The sequence below is a fragment of the Chitinophaga cymbidii genome, assembly GCF_007992715.1.
Lineage (GTDB): Bacteria > Bacteroidota > Bacteroidia > Chitinophagales > Chitinophagaceae > Chitinophaga > Chitinophaga cymbidii.
The window spans coordinates 1,351,649-1,370,171 of record NZ_BKAU01000001.1; the positions used below are offsets into that span (position 1 = coordinate 1,351,649).

Annotated in this window: 16 protein-coding genes; 10 read left to right on the forward strand and 6 right to left on the reverse strand. The window is 47.4% G+C overall.

The genetic code is table 11. The features are described from left to right. Nucleotides 1-30: 30 nt before the first annotated feature. From CCY01nite_RS05300 to CCY01nite_RS05340, 9 genes are all read left to right on the forward strand, one after another. Nucleotides 31-981: a glycosyltransferase family 2 protein gene (locus tag CCY01nite_RS05300; protein ID WP_146858488.1), complete on the forward strand. Its 951-nt coding sequence runs from the start codon at nucleotides 31-33 to the stop codon at nucleotides 979-981. A 69-nt stretch (nucleotides 982-1,050) separates the two neighbouring features. Further along, nucleotides 1,051-1,836 carry a glycosyltransferase family 2 protein gene (locus CCY01nite_RS05305; RefSeq protein ID WP_222614312.1) on the forward strand — a complete coding sequence of 262 codons (786 nt, stop codon included), beginning with the start codon at nucleotides 1,051-1,053 and terminating at the stop codon, nucleotides 1,834-1,836. 5 nt (nucleotides 1,837-1,841) lie between these two features. Further along, nucleotides 1,842-2,777: an NAD-dependent epimerase/dehydratase family protein gene (locus CCY01nite_RS05310; RefSeq protein ID WP_146858490.1), complete on the forward strand. Its 936-nt coding sequence runs from the start codon at nucleotides 1,842-1,844 to the stop codon at nucleotides 2,775-2,777. A gap of 2 nt (nucleotides 2,778-2,779) precedes the next feature. Further along, the gene (locus CCY01nite_RS05315; protein WP_146858492.1) at nucleotides 2,780-3,997 is read left to right on the forward strand and encodes a polysaccharide biosynthesis protein; all 1,218 of its coding nucleotides are present in this window, start codon (nucleotides 2,780-2,782) and stop codon (nucleotides 3,995-3,997) included. A gap of 3 nt (nucleotides 3,998-4,000) precedes the next feature. After that, nucleotides 4,001-4,663, forward strand: coding sequence for a sugar transferase (locus CCY01nite_RS05320; protein ID WP_146858494.1), 663 nt, complete (start codon nucleotides 4,001-4,003; stop codon nucleotides 4,661-4,663). A 144-nt stretch (nucleotides 4,664-4,807) separates the two neighbouring features. Further along, nucleotides 4,808-5,917, forward strand: a complete 1,110-nt coding sequence (gmd, locus tag CCY01nite_RS05325; RefSeq protein ID WP_146858496.1) for a GDP-mannose 4,6-dehydratase — start codon at nucleotides 4,808-4,810, stop codon at nucleotides 5,915-5,917. Between the two features lie 5 nt (nucleotides 5,918-5,922). After that, entirely contained in the window at nucleotides 5,923-6,843 is a 921-nt protein-coding gene (fcl, locus tag CCY01nite_RS05330) for a GDP-L-fucose synthase (RefSeq protein ID WP_146858498.1), read from the forward strand. Between the two features lie 247 nt (nucleotides 6,844-7,090). Continuing rightward, a complete protein-coding gene (locus CCY01nite_RS05335; RefSeq protein WP_146858500.1) occupies nucleotides 7,091-8,524 on the forward strand; it encodes a capsule assembly Wzi family protein in 1,434 nt (477 codons plus the stop codon). A 577-nt stretch (nucleotides 8,525-9,101) separates the two neighbouring features. After that, nucleotides 9,102-10,982 carry an ABC-F family ATP-binding cassette domain-containing protein gene (locus CCY01nite_RS05340; protein WP_146858502.1) on the forward strand — a complete coding sequence of 627 codons (1,881 nt, stop codon included), beginning with the start codon at nucleotides 9,102-9,104 and terminating at the stop codon, nucleotides 10,980-10,982. On the opposite strand, the gene CCY01nite_RS05345 is transcribed toward CCY01nite_RS05340, so the two are convergent. Beyond that, nucleotides 10,979-11,398 (reverse strand): hypothetical protein, encoded by a 420-nt coding sequence (locus CCY01nite_RS05345; RefSeq protein WP_146858504.1) that lies wholly within the window; start codon nucleotides 11,396-11,398, stop codon nucleotides 10,979-10,981. The genes CCY01nite_RS05340 and CCY01nite_RS05345 overlap by 4 nt on opposite strands. 166 nt (nucleotides 11,399-11,564) lie before the next feature. Between CCY01nite_RS05345 and CCY01nite_RS05350 the strand changes: the two genes are divergently transcribed. Beyond that, nucleotides 11,565-12,686, forward strand: coding sequence for an acyltransferase family protein (locus CCY01nite_RS05350; protein ID WP_146858506.1), 1,122 nt, complete (start codon nucleotides 11,565-11,567; stop codon nucleotides 12,684-12,686). A gap of 7 nt (nucleotides 12,687-12,693) precedes the next feature. Here CCY01nite_RS05350 and CCY01nite_RS05355 read toward each other — a convergent pair whose 3' ends face one another. The 5 genes from CCY01nite_RS05355 to CCY01nite_RS05375 form a co-directional block, all read right to left on the reverse strand. Continuing rightward, on the reverse strand, nucleotides 12,694-14,103 hold the full coding sequence (locus CCY01nite_RS05355; RefSeq protein ID WP_146858508.1) for an RtcB family protein: 1,410 nt from the start codon (nucleotides 14,101-14,103) through the stop codon (nucleotides 12,694-12,696). Between the two features lie 27 nt (nucleotides 14,104-14,130). Next, the gene (locus tag CCY01nite_RS05360) at nucleotides 14,131-14,334 is read right to left on the reverse strand and encodes a hypothetical protein (protein WP_146858510.1); all 204 of its coding nucleotides are present in this window, start codon (nucleotides 14,332-14,334) and stop codon (nucleotides 14,131-14,133) included. 109 nt (nucleotides 14,335-14,443) lie between these two features. Next, a complete protein-coding gene (locus CCY01nite_RS05365; protein ID WP_186830919.1) occupies nucleotides 14,444-15,010 on the reverse strand; it encodes a DinB family protein in 567 nt (188 codons plus the stop codon). Between the two features lie 598 nt (nucleotides 15,011-15,608). After that, the gene (locus tag CCY01nite_RS05370) at nucleotides 15,609-16,691 is read right to left on the reverse strand and encodes a PA0069 family radical SAM protein (protein ID WP_146858514.1); all 1,083 of its coding nucleotides are present in this window, start codon (nucleotides 16,689-16,691) and stop codon (nucleotides 15,609-15,611) included. A 50-nt stretch (nucleotides 16,692-16,741) separates the two neighbouring features. After that, nucleotides 16,742-18,520 carry a MutS-related protein gene (locus tag CCY01nite_RS05375; RefSeq protein WP_146858516.1) on the reverse strand — a complete coding sequence of 593 codons (1,779 nt, stop codon included), beginning with the start codon at nucleotides 18,518-18,520 and terminating at the stop codon, nucleotides 16,742-16,744. Nucleotides 18,521-18,523 lie beyond the last annotated feature (3 nt).

Sequence of the window (18,523 nt, forward strand, 5' to 3'; positions counted from 1 at the left end):
AGTACTAATAAACACCATAAAGCAATAGCTATGGGTCTAAGTGTAATAGTAGTAAATTACAATGGTGAGTTATACCTAGAGTCTTTTTTTGAAAGTCTGTTCGGAGCTCTATCTGACTTCAAATCGCCCTATGAGATTCTTGTCTATGATAATAATTCAACTGATGCTTCAACCACAATGCTGGATATGTATTATGCGACTCATGATAATATTCGACTTTTCAAAAACGCCGATAACATAGGTTTTGCAAGAAGTAATAACTTCTTGGTTAAAAAAGCTAAATTTAAAAATCTGCTATTAATAAACAATGATACAAGAATCATTGATATCCGCTCGATTATAAATAAATTAAATGACGTAAAGGAACTTGATAAAGAAATCATCTCCTGCCAGATTCTCAATGAAGACCTTACTGTTCAGCAAAATATATTCTCGTTTCCTAATATCTCTCGACTACTAATTCAATTATTTCTCCTCAAGAATTTATTTAAAAAAATAGTCAAGCAGAGGAGTAAATCAAAAGTCCTTTCCAATTGCTATTTCAGTGGTTGTTTCATTATTCTAAGCAAGACACTTTTTGAAAAAGTCGGCGGGTTCGACGAAGATTATTTTTTTTATCATGAAGAGGCCGATCTATTTTTAAAGATGGAGAAACATAATATTCAAAAAATCATTTTCGATGATAGCAAAATTGTACACTATGGAGGGGGAGGAGGCCCAATATCTGAATTCGCTTTTCGAAATTATTTCATAAGTTTATATATACTGTACGCCAAGCATTATTTCAAAAGTAATCGCTACGTCCTTCAGCTACTTTTTTTAATTTCATTTTACTATAGATATTTGTTAATATTTATGGGAATTCCTTTTAATCCATCTCCGCTCGCGACTATTTATAAAGGTCAATTACAGACAATCAATAGCCGTTCATTTTTAAAAAAGATACATAAAACCACTTTAAAAGAAATACTTAAAAGATAATGATTGGGGAAATCAGCATGTAAAATTTATTAGTGAATCTGACAACGCACGCACTACAAAAAAAGTGTAATGAGAAGCTTCATAACGACAATTTGCAAAATGAAGGTGTCAATTATTACCGTCTGCTATAATAGCAAGGCAACTATAGAGGAAACTATATGTTCAGTAATTGAACAGACAGTATTCAGCCAAGTAGAATACATTGTCATTGATGGCGCCTCTAGTGATGGTACACAAGATATTATTAACAAGTATCGAGGTTTTGTTTCTGTATTTGTTTCGGAAAGAGACAAGGGCTTGTATGATGCGATGAATAAAGGGATACAAAGAGCTACCGGAGAGATAATCGGGATTCTAAATTCCGACGATCTATTTAACAACAACCAAGTTTTGGAAAATATAACTCAAATTTTTCAATCTGATAACGAAATTGCTGGTGTGTATGGTAATATTACTTATTTCCGCTCTGAAAATCCCAATAAAGTTGTACGTTTCTGGCGTTCAAAGCCCTATTATGCAACCTTTTTTGAGGATGGTAACGTTCCTCCTCACCCCTCTCTATTTGTTCGAAAACGAGTTTATGATGAAATTGGTCTATATTACCCATCTTTCAAGATATCTTCTGATTATGAACTTATGCTCAGAATGATAAAAGTATATAGATTCAAAGTTCATTTCATTGATATGGTAATCGTAAGAATGAGATGGGGAGGGGAAAGCACTAAAAGTCTGCGGAATGTAGTGATTGGCAATAAAGAGATCATTCAGTCCTGGAAAAGAAATGGATTGAACTTACCTTTAATTTTTTTTCTGAAGAAATTAGGAATTAAACTACTGCAACTTGTCAAACTTTAATTTCAATGAACTATTTACTTACTGGGGCGAGTGGCTTTCTTGGAAACTGTATTTACAAAACGCTGTTAGAGCATGGACATTATGTTATGCAGATTACCAGGCGATCTTCTTTACAAGCGAATGAGCAAAATATCTTTTGTGATCTTTCTAAGTCTTCCCCAAACCTACGAGGTAGGACGATTGAAAAAGTGGTGCATGCAGCTGGTAAAGCCCATTCCATACCACAAACTCAAGAGGAAGCACAAGCCTTCTATGAAGTAAATAAAACAGGTGTACAACATTTACTCGATGCTTTGGAGAAACTAGAGCGTTATCCTCGTGTATTTGTAAATATAAGTACCGTTTCAGTATACGGAAGCGATACAGGTATCCTTATCGATGAACAACACCCCACCAATGCCAATACACCATATGGCATCAGCAAAATGATGGGAGAGAAATTAGTGACAGAATGGTGTGCAGAAAAAGGGATTAATTTTTATAACTTACGGTTACCGCTGGTAGTTGGGAATTATCCCCCAGGAAATCTTGGAAAAATGATACAGGCTATTCTCAAGGGCTACTATCTTAAATTAAAAGATAATACTGCCCGTAAAAGTGCTGTCCTAGCCACGGATGTTGCCAAACTTATTGTTTCTTTGCAAGAACAGCCCTCTGGCGCATATAACTTGACAGATGGATACCATCCGAGTGTAATGGAGATAGAGCATGCCTTAGAGCTAGCCGTGAGAAAGAAGATATGCTTCCAGCTGAGCAAAAAAGCTGCAGCAAATTTTATTAGAGTGGGAAATCTAATTAAGATTCTTGGGAAGCGCAACCCTGCCGATCATATCTACAAAAAAATAACCGCTTCACTAACCTTTAGCGATGAAAAGGCAAGAAAAGAACTAGAATGGACCTCTGAAAATGTACTAAATTATCTTCCAAATATAATGTTTTAAGGATGTCAAACAATATAACCTTTCATGTTGAAAATTTCATCAGGAATAAAGTAGTAAAACGAACCGAAAGTCTACTGAAGGATGATTTGGAATTTTACCACGATAAACTTCAAAAAGAGGTAGAAGGTAAAAAGGTTTTAGTTATTGGTGGAGCAGGCACTATTGGCTCCTCGTATGTAAAAGCCATATTAAAATATTCACCTTCTAAAGTAATAGTTGTTGATACAAATGAAAATGGGCTTACCGAACTTGTAAGAGATTGTAGAAGTACAACAGTACTAAAGATGCCTGTAGAGTTTAGAACTTATCCGATTAATTTTGGAGATACGGTATTCCGAAAGCTCTTCGTTTCGGAGGCCCCATTTAATATAGTAGCTAATTTTGCCGCTCACAAACACGTACGCAGTGAAAAAGATATATTCTCAATTGAGGCGATGATTGAGAATAATGTTATAAAAGCCAAGAAGCTTCTTGACCTACTTGTCATTTATCCCCCAGCCCACTTTTTTTGTGTATCTACAGATAAAGCCGCTAACCCAGTTAATATAATGGGTGCAAGTAAAAAACTAATGGAAGAAGTAATTCTAGCTTATTCGGACTTAATTCCTATTACTACCGCCAGATTTGCAAATGTTGCCTTTTCTAATGGCAGTTTGTTGGCTGGATTTATGGAACGGTTAGCCAAACAACAGCCGCTTTCTTGTCCTAGTGATGTGAAACGTTATTTCGTATCGCCTCAAGAATCGGGAGAAATATGTCTGATCGCCAGCCTACTAGGCAGCTCTGGAGATATTTTGTTCCCTAAGCTGAATGATTTAATGAAGTTTTCTGACATAGCAAGACTGTTGTTGAATGAGTTGAATATGGATATGCAAGTTTGTGAAACGGAAGAAGTTGCCCGACAACAAGCATTCCTATTCTCAAATGGGAAACAACCTGCATATCCCATTTATCTTTTTCCTAGTGATACTTCAGGAGAAAAGCTGTATGAAGAGTTCTACACCTTAGATGAGCATTTGGATATGAAAACTTTTAAAAATTTAGGTGTTATTAAAAACGCTCATAGAAGAAAAAGATCCGAATTGGATAATATTATTCAGCGCTTAGAAGAGAACTTTATCGGAAATACGCCTAAGGAAAGTCTTGTGAAGCTATTGCAATCTTTTATGCCAACTTTCCAACATATTGAAACGGGGTATAATCTAGATCAAAAAATGTAGTATATGTATTTTTTTGTTAAGCGACTATTAGATATAGTCATTTCTCTTACTGCATTACTTATATTACTACCTCTTCTATTGATAATATCTATATTACTATTGTGTACAGGAGAAGGATATGTGTTTTATTTTCAGAAGAGGATTGGTTACAAACGCAGATATTTTAACATTTGGAAGTTTGCCACAATGTTAAAGAATAGTCCCAATATGGGCACCGGCTCAATTACTTTGCGAAATGACCCACGTGTAACCAAAGTAGGACGGTTGTTAAGAATTACCAAGATTAACGAGCTCCCCCAAATCATCAATGTACTGAAGGGGGATATGAGTATCGTAGGCCCTAGACCACTAGTTGATAAGACCTTTAATGCTTACTCGGTTAGTGTGCAGGAGGTAATTTATAATTCAAGACCAGGTATTACTGGTATCGGTTCTATTGTCTTTCGCGATGAAGAACAACTTATCTCCAATGCTAACATGCTTCCTGAGGACTACTATGCCCAATTTATAGCCCCTTACAAAGGAGCGCTTGAACTTTGGTATCAGGATAATAAATCTATATCTACAGACCTAAAACTTATTTTCTTGACTGTTTGGGTGATTATATCACCACAAAGCGTTTTGCCATATAAGATGCTAAAAAACATGCCTCAAAGATCATTTTGATTATTCTTCCGATCACCATGTTTACTATCCTTCTATTATTATTCGAGGAAAACTCTTTAGCCCAAATAATAATATTATTATCTTTAACCACTTGAAATATCTTGCCTGCAGGCACGTAACAGGAATTATTACAATTATAGTTTCATGAAAACAGCACTCATTACCGGCATTACAGGTCAGGACGGAGCCTATCTCTCCGACCTCCTTCTCAGCAAAAACTACCAAGTACACGGCATCAAACGCCGTAGCTCTCTTTTTAATACAAATAGGATAGATCACCTTTACCAAGACCCCCACGAGAAAAATATACATTTTAAACTTCATTATGGTGATCTTACTGATTCCACCAACCTCATCCGCATCATTCAGGAAGTGCAACCCGATGAAATTTACAATCTCGGAGCTATGAGCCATGTTCAGGTCAGCTTTGAAGCCCCCGAATATACTGCAGATGCTGACGGCATCGGTACGCTCCGAATACTAGAAGCCGTACGGCTTCTGGGCTTAACAAAAAAAACAAAGATATACCAAGCTTCCACGTCAGAACTGTATGGCCTAGTTCAGGATGTACCACAATCCGAAAAAACCCCCTTCTACCCTCGGTCCCCATACGCCGTTGCAAAGATGTATGCTTACTGGATCACTGTAAACTACCGTGAAGCATATAATATGTTTGCTTGTAATGGCATCCTCTTCAACCACGAAAGCCCTCTTCGTGGTGAAACCTTTGTGACACGCAAGATTACTCGCGGCGTAGCCAAAATGTCCCTCGGCATGCAGGATAAGCTGTATATGGGCAACCTGGATGCCAAACGCGACTGGGGTCATGCAAAAGACTATGTAGAAGCCATGTGGCTCATCCTTCAGCAGGATACGCCAGAAGACTACGTAATTGCAACCGGCATCACCACCGCGGTAAGGGATTTTATCCGGATGGCCTTCCAGGAAGTTGGCGTAGAACTGGAATTTAATGGAGAGGGGGTAAATGAAAAAGGCATCGTAAAAAGCGCTGTTTCCAGCAGTCCCTTAAAACCGGGACAGGAAGTTGTGGCCGTTGATCCAAGATATTTCCGCCCTACGGAAGTGGATCTGCTAATCGGCAATCCAACGAAAGCCCAAACTAAACTGAACTGGAAGCCTAAATATGACCTTCCAGCACTTGTGAAAGAGATGGTAGCTGCCGATGTAGAACTCTTCCAGCGTGAGAAACTGTTAAAGGAGGCAGGCTTTAAAGTATTAAACCAGTTTGAATAGTTGACATGCAACAACAGGATAAAATATATATCGCGGGCCATCGGGGAATGGTTGGTTCCGCTATCAAAAGAAGACTTGATGCCGCGGGTTTCTCAAACTTCGTGACACGCACATCCGCCGAAATGGATCTTCGTGATCAACTGGTAGTAGAAAACTTCTTCGCCACAGAGAAGCCGGACTACGTTTTCCTCGCAGCAGCCAAAGTAGGCGGTATTATGGCCAATAACACCTACCGGGCAGAATTTTTGTATGACAACCTAATGATACAGAACAATGTGATTCACCAAGCATATAAAACGGGTGTAAAGAAACTGATGTTCCTCGGCTCTTCCTGTATCTATCCCAAAATGGCCCCCCAGCCCCTGAAAGAAGAATACTTGCTGACCGGTTTGCTTGAGTCTACCAATGAGCCTTACGCTATCGCCAAAATTGCTGGCATCAAGATGTGTGATGCATACCGCTCACAATATGGATGTAACTTTATCTCCGTTATGCCCACTAATTTGTATGGGCCGAATGACAATTATGACTTGAATAACTCCCATGTTCTTCCTGCACTGCTGCGGAAATTCCACGAAGCCAAAGTTAATAACCACCCAGAGGTAGTGATATGGGGAACGGGAACTCCCAAACGAGAATTCCTTCATGCTGATGACATGGCGGATGCCTGCTTCTATCTCATGCAAAATTACAACGACGAAGGCCTAGTAAATATCGGAACAGGAGAAGACATTAGTATCAGGGATCTTGCGCAGCTTATACAGGAGATTACCGGGTACGCTGGTAAACTTGTGTTTGATCATACAAAGCCGGATGGTACTCCCCGCAAGCTGATGGATGTATCCAAACTGAATAATCAGGGCTGGAAAGCAAAAATCCAGCTAAAAGAAGGAATAAAGGCTGTCTTCGCCTCCCAATTCCCTTAATTTCCCGGATGAAGCACCGCCCAAAAGGGTATTCATATACTTGCGCATCCTTAAAGGCATAGTTTTTGCCATTCGTAAATCAAATTACCCTTGAATGAAGCAATTTCAATGGATAGCCGGGTTTCTTCTGTTTACTGTATCCGCCCTGGCCCAAGAAAAACAACCCGTTATAGCCTCTTACCATTCTCAAAATATTCGGGAATTATATCTTGATTCCGTCAATTACCATACCGCGCTCAAAACCATTTTGCATGAAGATACAAGCACCATGTACATGCAGATGGATAGCATCAAGCGAAGCTGGTTTCATCGCAAACTCTTCAAAGAGCATCTCTTCGAATTCCGCGAACCCGAATTCAACGTCTTCATAGACTTCCTCCCCGACTTCCAAGTTGGCCGCAGCAACCGAGACAAAACCCTCTGGCTGAACACCCGCGGCGCCCGCATTCAAGCCAACATCGGCAAGAAATTCTATTTCGAAAGCTCCTTCTACGAGAACCAGGGTGTATTCCCTGCATACATAGATAGCTTCGTTGCAAAAAGAAGAGTGATCCCCGGACAGGGAGAAATCAAATACAACGACAAAATCGGCAAAGCATACGACTTCGCCTACGTTAACGCTTTGCTTTCCTACACCCCCAGCAAATACCTGAACTTCACACTGGGATACGGAACCAACTCCTTCGGCGACGGCTACCGCTCGCTCATTTTATCAGACATCGGCTTCAGTTATCCCTATCTGCGAATAACAGGCACTCTGGGACAATTCCAATACACCTCCATGTGGGCCCAGTTCATTGACCAGCAAGGCCTCTCCTTCGGTCAAGCCTACGAAGGTATCGGTTATCCCAAAAAATGGGGTGTCTTCCACTTCCTCGACTGGAATGTATCAAAAAAGCTCACCATCGGTGTATACGATGCCGTCATCTGGCCGGACACCGACACCGCCGGCCGCAAACGAGGATTCGACTGGAGCTACATGAACCCCATCATTTTCCTCCGCCCCGCAGAGTATTCCGCCGGCTCATCCGATAACTCCATGCTGGGCCTGAACGTTAAATATAAACTGGTTCCGAAAACAACGCTCTACGGCCAGTTCATGATCGATGAGTTCAAGATCAAAGAAATGCTCAGCAGCGAAGGATGGTGGGGCAATAAGTGGTCTACGCAGTTGGGGTTCCGCTCATTTGATCTGTTCAAAGTTCCGAAACTGGACCTGCAGGGAGAGTTCAATATCTCACGCCCTTATACCTATTCCTATAGCAATACACGAACCAACTACGCTCATTATAATCAATCGCTCGCACATCCAATGGGCGCCAATTTCAAAGAGTTATTGGGCATCGCTTCCTATACGTATAAAAGGTGGTATGTAAGAGGTCAGCTCACCTTCGCCAATTACGGTCTGGATTACGATCAGACCACCAGCTACGGGCAAGACATCTTTAAACCCTACACGGATCGCAAAGGAGAATACGATAACAGAATTGGTCAGGGTCTGAAAACTGATTTCTTCTACGGCCAGGGAACTCTGGCTTTTGTACTGAATCCCAAATACAATCTCCGCCTGGAACTCTCCGCCGCAGCGCGCCAGGAAAAGAATGAACTTGAAACAAGGAGAGAATTTATCTTCTCCTTCGGATTAAGAAGCACCTTCCGACAATTCTATTACGATTTTTAATAAATTAAAATCCTCCACCAACCGGGGGATTTTTTCTTTCAAGCTCCTCCCACAAAACCTCCAAACAACAATAAAATCCCCCGCCAAAAATCACACGAAAATTCCCACGTGTATTTCCTACAATTATCCGAAATTTAATCTGTACTTTTTAACTGCATTTACTATGGCTGGGCTTCTCTTAAACTTAGGGACTATCGCCCTCGTTTTCACCGCCTGCTTCTCCTTCGCATGGCTGATGAAAAAGATCGAGAAAGCGAAATAAACAATCGATCCCTATGCTATCTACTCGCAAAAAAATTAAAGCCTCCCAAAACCGGGAGGCTTTTTATCTTTCCAATAAGGGGATACAAACACAAGATCGCTTCTAATGGATAAAGGCCGACATGGGGAGGCAGATTACTCGGGGAAAAGTGCATCCCTTTTCTTACCCGGCCTTTCAATTCTCACAGGAAGCACAGCTTGATTCGTATATCCTTACTATCGGTAGAACCTACTGCTGTTGTGGCTTTCACTGTATGAATGTACGAATTCTTATCCAGAAATCCTATATCCCAACAAGGATGTTTAACTTCGCACCATGCACTACGTAACGGTCGAGGGGCTCACCAAATCATACGGCGTCACCCCGCTTTTTGAAAATATCTCTTTCCATATCGAAGAAGGCGACAAGATCGCCCTCGTTGCCCTCAACGGCACCGGCAAATCTACCCTCCTTAAGATCCTCTGCGGCAAGGAATCCGCGGACGAAGGCAAAGTCTGGATACACAAGGATGTCACTGTCGTAATGCTCGAACAGGCGGCGGACTTCAAACCGCATAAATCCGTGCTGGAGAACATCTTCGACCACGACCACCCCATCCTCAACGCCATCAAGGAATACGAACATCTGACCGATAACGGCGCCGAGCCGGACGCTACCGCCCTCACCAACGCCATCGCGAAAATGGACGAGCTTAACGCCTGGCACTTCGACGCCAAAGTGAAGCAGATCCTCGGAAAACTGAACATTCATCACCTGGACCAGCCCGTGGGCACGCTTTCAGGTGGGCAGCAGAAGCGCGTGGCGCTGGCAAAAGTGCTGATAGACATCGGCTTCGAGCACAAACATACCCTTCTGATCATGGACGAACCGACCAACCACCTGGACGTGAGCATGATCGAATGGCTGGAAAACTACCTCGACCAGGAAAATGTGACCCTCCTGCTCGTGACGCATGACCGGTATTTCCTGGACAGCGTCTGCAACGAGATCATGGAGCTGGACGATAACACCCTCTACATCTATAAAGGCGATTACGAGAACTACCTCGAAAGAAAAGCCGCCCGCGAGGAGTCGGACAAGGCCAGCACCGAAAAGGCGCGCAACCAGTACCGCAAGGAGCTGGAATGGATGCGCAAGCAGCCCAAGGCCCGTACCACCAAGTCCAAATCCCGGCAGGACGCGTTTTATGAAGTAAAAGAGCGCGCCGCCAAACGCATCGAGCAGCAGCAGCTGGAACTGAACGTAAAAATGACCCGCCTCGGCGGCAAGATCCTCGAGCTGAAAAAAGTTTACAAGGCATACGGCAACCTCACCATCCTCAAAGGCTTCGATTATACTTTCAAAAAAGGCGAGCGCATCGGGGTGGTGGGCAGGAACGGGGTGGGCAAATCCACCTTCCTCAACCTGCTCCTGGGCACCGAAAAAGCGGATTCCGGCAAGATCAACGTGGGCGACACAGTGGTGTTCGGCAACTATTCCCAGCAGGGCCTGGTCGTAAAGGAAGACATGCGGGTGATCGAATTTGTGAAGAACATCGCGGAGAACTTCCCGCTGGCGGACGGCACCAAGGTCAGCGCCGCGCAGTTCCTCCAGCTCTTCCTCTTCACCCCTGAAAAGCAATACACATACATCTCGAAGCTCAGCGGCGGGGAAAAACGCCGGCTCCACCTGCTGTCCATCCTCTTCCGCAATCCCAACTTCCTGGTGCTGGACGAGCCCACGAACGACCTCGACCTCCCCACGCTGAACATCCTCGAAGAATTCCTTCAGAACTACCAGGGCTGCATCATCATCGTGAGCCACGACCGGTATTTCATGGACAAACTGGTGGATCACCTTTTTGTTTTCGAGGGCGATGGCGAAGTGCGCGACTTCCCCGGTAACTACAGCCAGTACCGCGAATGGGAAAAAGACCAGGAAAAGATCAAAGCGCCGGAAGTGGTGGTCGAAGAAAAGACGAAAGAGCCCGAAAATAAAGCCCGAAAAATGTCCTTCAAGGAAAAACGCGAGCTGGAACTCCTGGAAAAGGAGATCGAATCGCTGGAAAACGAAAAGAAACAGCTGGATGCCCAGCTGGCGGACGGCTCCCTCCCTTACGATCAGCTGGAAAGCGCTTCCCGCCGGATCGGCGAGGTGATGCAGCTGCTGGACGATAAAGGGATGCGGTGGCTGGAACTGAGCGAAATGGCTTCTTAATCCTCATTCGGCGGCCAATCTACCTTGATAGGCTGCAGTACGCCTTCTTCATTTACGCAAAGGGTGCCGGTCTCGATGGGGTCAACGGCTGAGAGGAACTGTACTTCCAGCGCCGCCAGCACTTTCATGGGGTTTATTTTCTGTTGCAGCATCCGCATGGCGATGCCGGTCATCCTGCGGTAAAGCGCCTGGCTCTTTTCACTGGCGGCGACGGACCGGTATACCGCGGCAGCGATGCGGGACGCTTCACCGAGTATGTGCGCATTCTCCATCGTGCGGTGGAAGGCCGGGTCTTTTTTCACACGCCGGCCGGTCAGCGAGCTTTTCAGGCGCGCATAATATTTCCCCTGCATCTTGTAAAAACAGACCATGCCGATTGTGCCCGTGTAATACACAGGTCCCGCTTGCTTTGCCATAAAACAGGATGTTTTTGATTGTTTTTCAATTTAATGCATACCCGGCATCCGGCGGTGAACTTTAACAAAAGTCCGGCGGGTTTGAAGTCCCATTAACAAGTCCCGCCACCGCTATTATTCCCGCTGAATTATCATTAGCTTTATCTATAAACCCGAACCTTACTATATGAACCAAAATCAACGTTTCCTTTCGCTCGATGTTTTCCGGGGGCTGACGGTGGCTTGCATGATCCTGGTGAACACGCCCGGCAGCTGGCGCTACGTATGGGAGCCGCTCCAACATGCTAAATGGGACGGCTGTACGCCCACCGATCTTGTCTTTCCCTTCTTCCTTTTCGCCGTTGGCAATGCCATGAGCTTTGCCATGAAGAAGTTCAGCACGATGAGCAACGCGGAGGTTTTAGGAAAGATCTTCAAACGCACGGCCCTCATTTTTCTCATCGGCATCCTCCTGGGCTGGTTTCCCTTCGTGAAGTATGATGAAGCGGGTGAGCTGGTATTCAAAAGTCCCGCTAACCTGCGCATTATGGGCGTATTGCAGCGCATCGCGCTCTGTTATGGTATCGGCGCCCTACTGATCCATTATTTGAAGCCGAAGGGCGCGCTGATCGCCACGGGCGTGCTGCTGCTGGGGTACTGGGCGGTATTGTGGGCTTTCGGCGGCAGCGATCCCTACAGTCTGGAAGGGCACATCGGCTTGCAGATCGATAAGATGATACTGGGAGAAAATCATATGTACCACGGCGAAGGGCTTGCCTTTGAGCCAGAGGGACTGCTGAGCACGCTGCCGGCAGTGGGTAATGTGGTGCTCGGATATTGGGTAGGATGGTTCGTGCAGCGGAACCGGCAAAGTCCTACGATGCTCATGCGTCTGGTGGCGGCAGGTAGCATTCTCGTGGCGCTGGGCCTGATCTGGGGCGTCGCCTTCCCGATCAATAAAAAGATATGGACCAGCTCCTATACGCTGTATACGGTCGGCATCGCTACGCTGCTGCTGTCTGTCATGATCTACTTCATAGAGATCAGGAAGGCGCGCGCCGGTACCTATTTCTTTGAAGTTTTCGGGAAGAACCCGCTGTTCATTTATGTGATGTCTGGCGTGGTAGTGAGGTTATACGGACTGATCATCATCAACGATCAGAATTTTTATGGATGGTTGTACACGCACGTGTTTCAGCCGGTGTTCGGGAATTATACGGGGTCGTTCCTGTTTGGCATCTTCCACGTGCTGTTGTTGTGGTTATTGGGTTGGTGGATGGATAGAAAGAAGATATACATCCGGGTGTGATTGACCATCAATCTTCTCTCGGCCCGCCTTCCGCCATCCGCACGATCTTCGGGTGGAACTTGCCCACCACGTCCACCAGTGCGGTCTGTGCTTTCATCACGGTTTCGATGTCCTTGTAAGCGCCGGGGGCTTCGTCCAGCCCACCGCCGATGAGCTTCACTTTGTGCTCCTGCAGGAGCTTGTTCAGCTCGTGCCCGGTAAAGGACTGTGTGGCTTTGGAACGGCTCATCTGCCTCCCGGCGCCATGTGACGCGGAATCCAGCGATGCCGCTTCACCACGGCCGCGCACAATGAAACCCGGTGCGGTCATAGACCCTGGTATCACACCGAGTACACCTTTGCCTGCCGGCGTAGCGCCCTTCCGGTGTACCACCAGCTCTTCTCCGCCATGCGTTTCCTTCCAGGCGAAATTGTGGTGGTTCTCTACCCTCGCCAGCAGTTGTCCGCCTACGGCCCGGACCAGTCTTTTATGGATCTGGTGGTGACAGGCAGAGGCGTAATCTCCGGCGAGGTTCATAGCCAGCCAGTATTCCTGTCCTGCTTCGCTGTCCAGTTCTAACCAGGCGAGGTGCTGCACTTCCCGTGGCAGCGGCGTGATCTCGCGCGCCACTTTGGTATAATGCCCCGCGATCTGGGCGCCCAGGCCACGGGAACCGGAATGCGACAACAAACCGATATACCGGCCGGGCGGCAGCGCCCATTCGTTGTCAGCATCGGTAATGTCCACCAGTCCCCATTCCACAAAGTGGTTACCGGAACCGGAGGTGCTCAGCTGCGCGGCCGCTTTCTGATGCAGGTGCTTCAGCAACCCGATCTCGCTGAAGGCAGGATGTTCCAGCACTTCGTCTTCCAGCCGGGGCTTCCATTCAGCGCCGGCGCCGAACACCGTGCCGGCGATCAGCTCGCGCTTGAATACGGAGGCGTTCTTTTCCAGCTGTTCCTGCGGGATGTCCAGGATGCTCAGGCACATCCGGCAGCCGATGTCAACACCTACGCCGTAGGGGATCACCGCATTCCTCACGGCGAGCACGCCGCCGATCGGCAGGCCATAACCCTGGTGGGCATCCGGCATCAATGCGCCGGCGGCGGTCACGGGCAGGCGCATGGCGTAATTCATCTGGCTGATAGCGCCTTCGTCTATAAATTCCTTTCCGTATACGGCATAGTCTGCCGGCGCTTCATTTAAGGCGATCTCCTTTGATTCTTCCACGATCAGCTTCTCCGCGATCTTTCCGAGGTGTTCGTCTTCACGGTAGGCTTCCGGTTCCTGCAGCACTTTCTGCAGCAGAGCCAGTGCATCGTTTTGTGAATGATGTTTATAGTGCTGCTCCATCACGGTGATGGCCACACTGATGACGGGGGATTCCGGGAACCCGATGTTCCGGAGGTCTTTACCCCGCAATTTTAACTTTGCCATGTTGTTGTTATCAAATGGCTGAACATGTCAGCCATTGTTCATCTTCAAATTCTGTTCCTTTCTGTGCTGCTTACCTTTTTGCCGGTCCGCCCCATGAGGCAGGAGGGCCAGCAGCAATCTGCCGCCGTTGTCATCGTATTGCCCGTCGTACCGCACGTGGTATATGTTGGATAATGCCGCGAGGCGGCCTTTGCGGGTATCGATATAGGCAGGTCTTTTTGTCCGTTTCATCTGTTCTGTTTTTTTTGTGGTCAGATGGAACCTTACGGTGCCATCTGTTCAAAATTTAAAAGCCCGGCTTACACAGCCGGGCTTTGCCTGTTTGTGTAATTGAATTGTTTTATATCAGCACTTCGCTGTCCTCAAACTGTTCGCGCAGCTCCAGCATCTGCGACTGGTGCCTGGCGATGTGGCGGGTAAGGAAGTAGATATATTGATAGATATCCAGCTTGCCAAGGTCGTTTACCGTCATCATCGTTTTCACCAGCCGGCCTTCGCCGTTCTTGAGCAGGCTCAGGTTATACATGCACTGCGCGAACTGCTGCTTGAGCAGGGCCCTCACTTCTTCCATATCCCTGATGCCGGTGGGTTCCAGGTGCTCGGGGTTCACCCATCCGAAAGACTTGCTGCTGACTGTTTCTATCTGCCTGAATTTTTCTTCATAGTCATGCGGCGCCATCAGGATGAGGCCATCCAGCTTACGCGCCAGCGCCCTGCGGGTGCCTTTATTGATAATGAGTAAGAGGAAGTAGTTGGTCAGGCTGATGTGTTCCAGTACCTCACGAATGTTCCATTGTTCCGGTGAAGGTTTGAAGTGCAGCAGATCCTCATCCAGCTGGAACCAGCGGTCCAGTTCCCGGAAGTTGTTTACCAGGGCCTCTCTTACGAATTGTACTACGTTTCTCATTGCTCTTGTTTTTGGGGCAATCACTTTTTTCACAAAAGCGGTTACCATGTTTATATATAGATGTTCATATTGTTCATTTTCCACAGACCCTTTTACAGGCCAGGTTAAATAAAAAGCCCGGCGCGCTTTGCTTGCGGACCGGGCCATATAACGTTAACGTTCTTATCGTTTACATCATAACATACCTTCTCCGCCGGGACTGTGCCACATACACTTTCCCCCTGGCGCTTTTGCCATGCATTGCTTCTCTACAGATACTATGTTTGTCAGTTCCTTCTTCATTACATCACCAAAACAAAAAAGGCCCCGCATTTCCTGCGGGACCTCTGTTATATCTTAGATAACTTCTGTTATTTCCAGTTATAACTGCCCGCAACCAGCCTCTTCGCGTGCTTCTGCATGCGTTTAGAGACCATTACCTTATATGTACAATTGCGTGACACTGCTTTCAGTTTTGTTTTACTAATGCAAAAGTAAAAAGTATTTTTCTCCTGTCACAATTTTTTTGGTTAAAAAATTGTTTCTTCTGCATTTTTTTTATAAACCGCATTCGTCATCCCGGATCATCGTATCCGGACCTTCAAACAGTGTTCGTCCTTTAAAACAATCTCAACTGGCTCTGCGGCCGCTGGAACAAGCTGGTATTGAACTCGAACCGCTCCTGGTTCAGCCCTGTCCGTTTCGCCTGTACCCTGAACTGCTGCCTGATTATTTCCGCGATATTGCCATCGCCGCGCATGCGCCGGCCGAAATCGCTGTCATTCACCTGCCCGCCATGCATGCTTTCTATCATATGCCATACTTTGTCCGCCCGGTCCGGGAAGTTCTTGTACAGCCAGTCGTTAAAGATGATCTTCACCGCATCATTGAGCCGCACCACCGTATAGCCGGCGAACTTCGCGCCCTGCTCCGCCGCCGCTTCCAGCAGCCGCGGTATTTCATGATCGTTCAGGCCGGGGATGATCGGCGCCGTCATCACCCCCACGGGCACACCCAGCTCGCTCAGTTCCCGCAATATGCGCAAACGCTGTGTGGCGGTAGTTGTCCGTGGCTCCATCTTCTGCCGGAGATCTTCCTGCATGGTGGTCAGCGATACGAACACACACACCAGGTTATGCTCCGCCATCTTCTGCAGGATATATTTATCGCGCAATACCAGCGCATTCTTCGTAATGATACCCACCGGCTGCTTATACTCCCAGGCCACTTCCAGCAATTGCCGCGTCAGCCACATCTTCCGCTCCAGCGGCTGATAACAGTCCGTGTTGCCGGAAAGCGAGATCGGCTTCGGCACCCATTTCTTGTTATCCAGGAACTTCCGCAGCAACTCCGGCGCATTGTGCTTTGCCACGATCTTCCGCTCGAAATCCAGCCCGGCGCTGAAGCCCCAGTACTGATGCGAATTGCGCGCATAACAATAAATGCATCCGTGCTCACAACCCTGGTAAGGGTTCATCGAATACCACATGCCTACATCGGGACTATCTACCTTATTAACCAGGGTCTTCGCACGTTCTTCAAAGATCTGCGTCGGCGTATCGGCCTGCCACCACTCGTCTATGCCTTCCACATGTTCCTGCGCGTATTCCTGCGCCAGGTACCTGTTCTTAGGATTAAGCTGCGCGCCTCTACCTTTATAGTAAGGGTTTTCCCGGGGTTCTTCGGAAAAAGGGATCGTCATCTGCACTAATAATTTTAGTAAAAATACTAAATAAATTAGCACAGCCCAAATTAAATAATTTCCATTTGCTTCATCAGGAAAGTGGCGTTCTTGTTCCGCGCAATGCCGGGGCGCATGCGGTAATCGAAGTGCAGCTGCCCGTTATCCAGGCTGCTTTCAAAGCAGTAATTGCGGATCTGCTGCGGGTATTCCTGCTCCAGCCCGCCCAGCTCGAGGTCGTGCGTGGCGATCATACCAAGACAGCTGTAATGGAGGAAATGCCGGATCAGCTCACGCGAACCGGCCAGCTTGTCTTCCGAATTGGTGCCTTTCAATATTTCGTCGAGGATAATGAATACGGTCTGCCCGCTTTTCAACACTTTGATGATATGCTGCAACCGCTGCAGCTCGGCCTGGAAGTACGAGGTATGCCGGGCGATGGAATCGCGGATGCGCATGGAAGTCATGATCCGCAGGGGATAACAGGAAAAACGGGAAGCACATACCGGCGCGCCGGTCATGGCCAGCAGCCAGTTCACGCCAACGCTTCGCAGGAAAGTGCTTTTGCCGGACATGTTGGAACCGGTAATAATATGGAACTGCTCTCCCTGCCCGATGCTGCAATCATTCGCCACCCGTTCCCCCGCGGGGATCAGCGGATGACCAACAGCTGCGCCGTTTACGCCGGGCTGCGCGCTGATCTCGGGGTACGTGTAGCCGGGATGGTTATACGCAAATGTCGCCAGGCTGTTCGCCGTTTCCATACGCGCGATCACATCAAACCATTCTTCCACGTGGCCGCGGTAGGTGGATTTCCAGCGTTCCAGCCGGTAGGCGCAATGCAGGTCGTACAGGATGATCGAGTTCAGGAAGAAGCCGACCAGCAGGTTCAGGCGCTGGTCCAGCAAATTACTGATCCGCGCCAGCTGATGCAGTGCCTTGTCCGCCTCCGAAGCCGTGCGCTGCCGGGCTTCCAGCCAGGGAACGCCCTTCCAGTCCGCCTGCTTGATCATCAGCAACAAGGTCGCGAACTTCCGCAGCAGCTTCTCTTTGTTGGACAACAACATGTGCTGCGCATTCACCTTTTTGACGTTCAATAATAATATAGACCAGTTGACGAGCAATAGCAGGATGATCGGAGCGTAATCGCCGCTGTAAGCATAGTACGCAATGGCCGCCAGCAGCAGCGCGGGAACCGTCCAGCACAGCACCAGCAACACGCGGCGGTGCAGGAATTCCATCGGCGCGTCCAGCCAGCGGCGGATGCCTTTCACATCGTCGCTGCCTTCGTTCGATAATTGGGCATGCGCCGTATAATGCTGGCGAAAATCGATCTGTTCTGATAGCTTTTTTACTGCGGCCTGCATCGCCCGGACCTCTTCCGCGTTCTGCAAAGGCTGCCGCAGCGCTCCCGCAAGATGCTGGCGGCCGGACCGCGTGCCGGTGCGGTTCAGGTGCTGGAAAAGCGAGGAGGGGCCGAAAACATCCAGGTCGCCGGAAAAATCGTGCGCATCATCTATAAACTCTTCTCCATTGTCAAAGTCCGCTTCATGTTGCGTGACCACTTTCAACTCTTTCGCATTCAGGTCCAGCAAAGCCTGCACAAGCGCCTGCCGGTCTTTCGCCCGCTGGTAAAACACCAGCGACGCCACAAATACGATGACCAGCGCCATGGCTATCAATAGCCAGGTGAGCATAAACGAAGATGAAACATACTGGTAGCCGAAAAAAAGTACGCCGATAAAGCATACCAGCCTCGCCACGCTAAGGTTCCGGAGGTGCGCTTCAGTCTGCGCCAGTTGCTTTTTGAATACGCTGATGCGTTGTTGATAAGTTGATGCGGGTTGCATGAC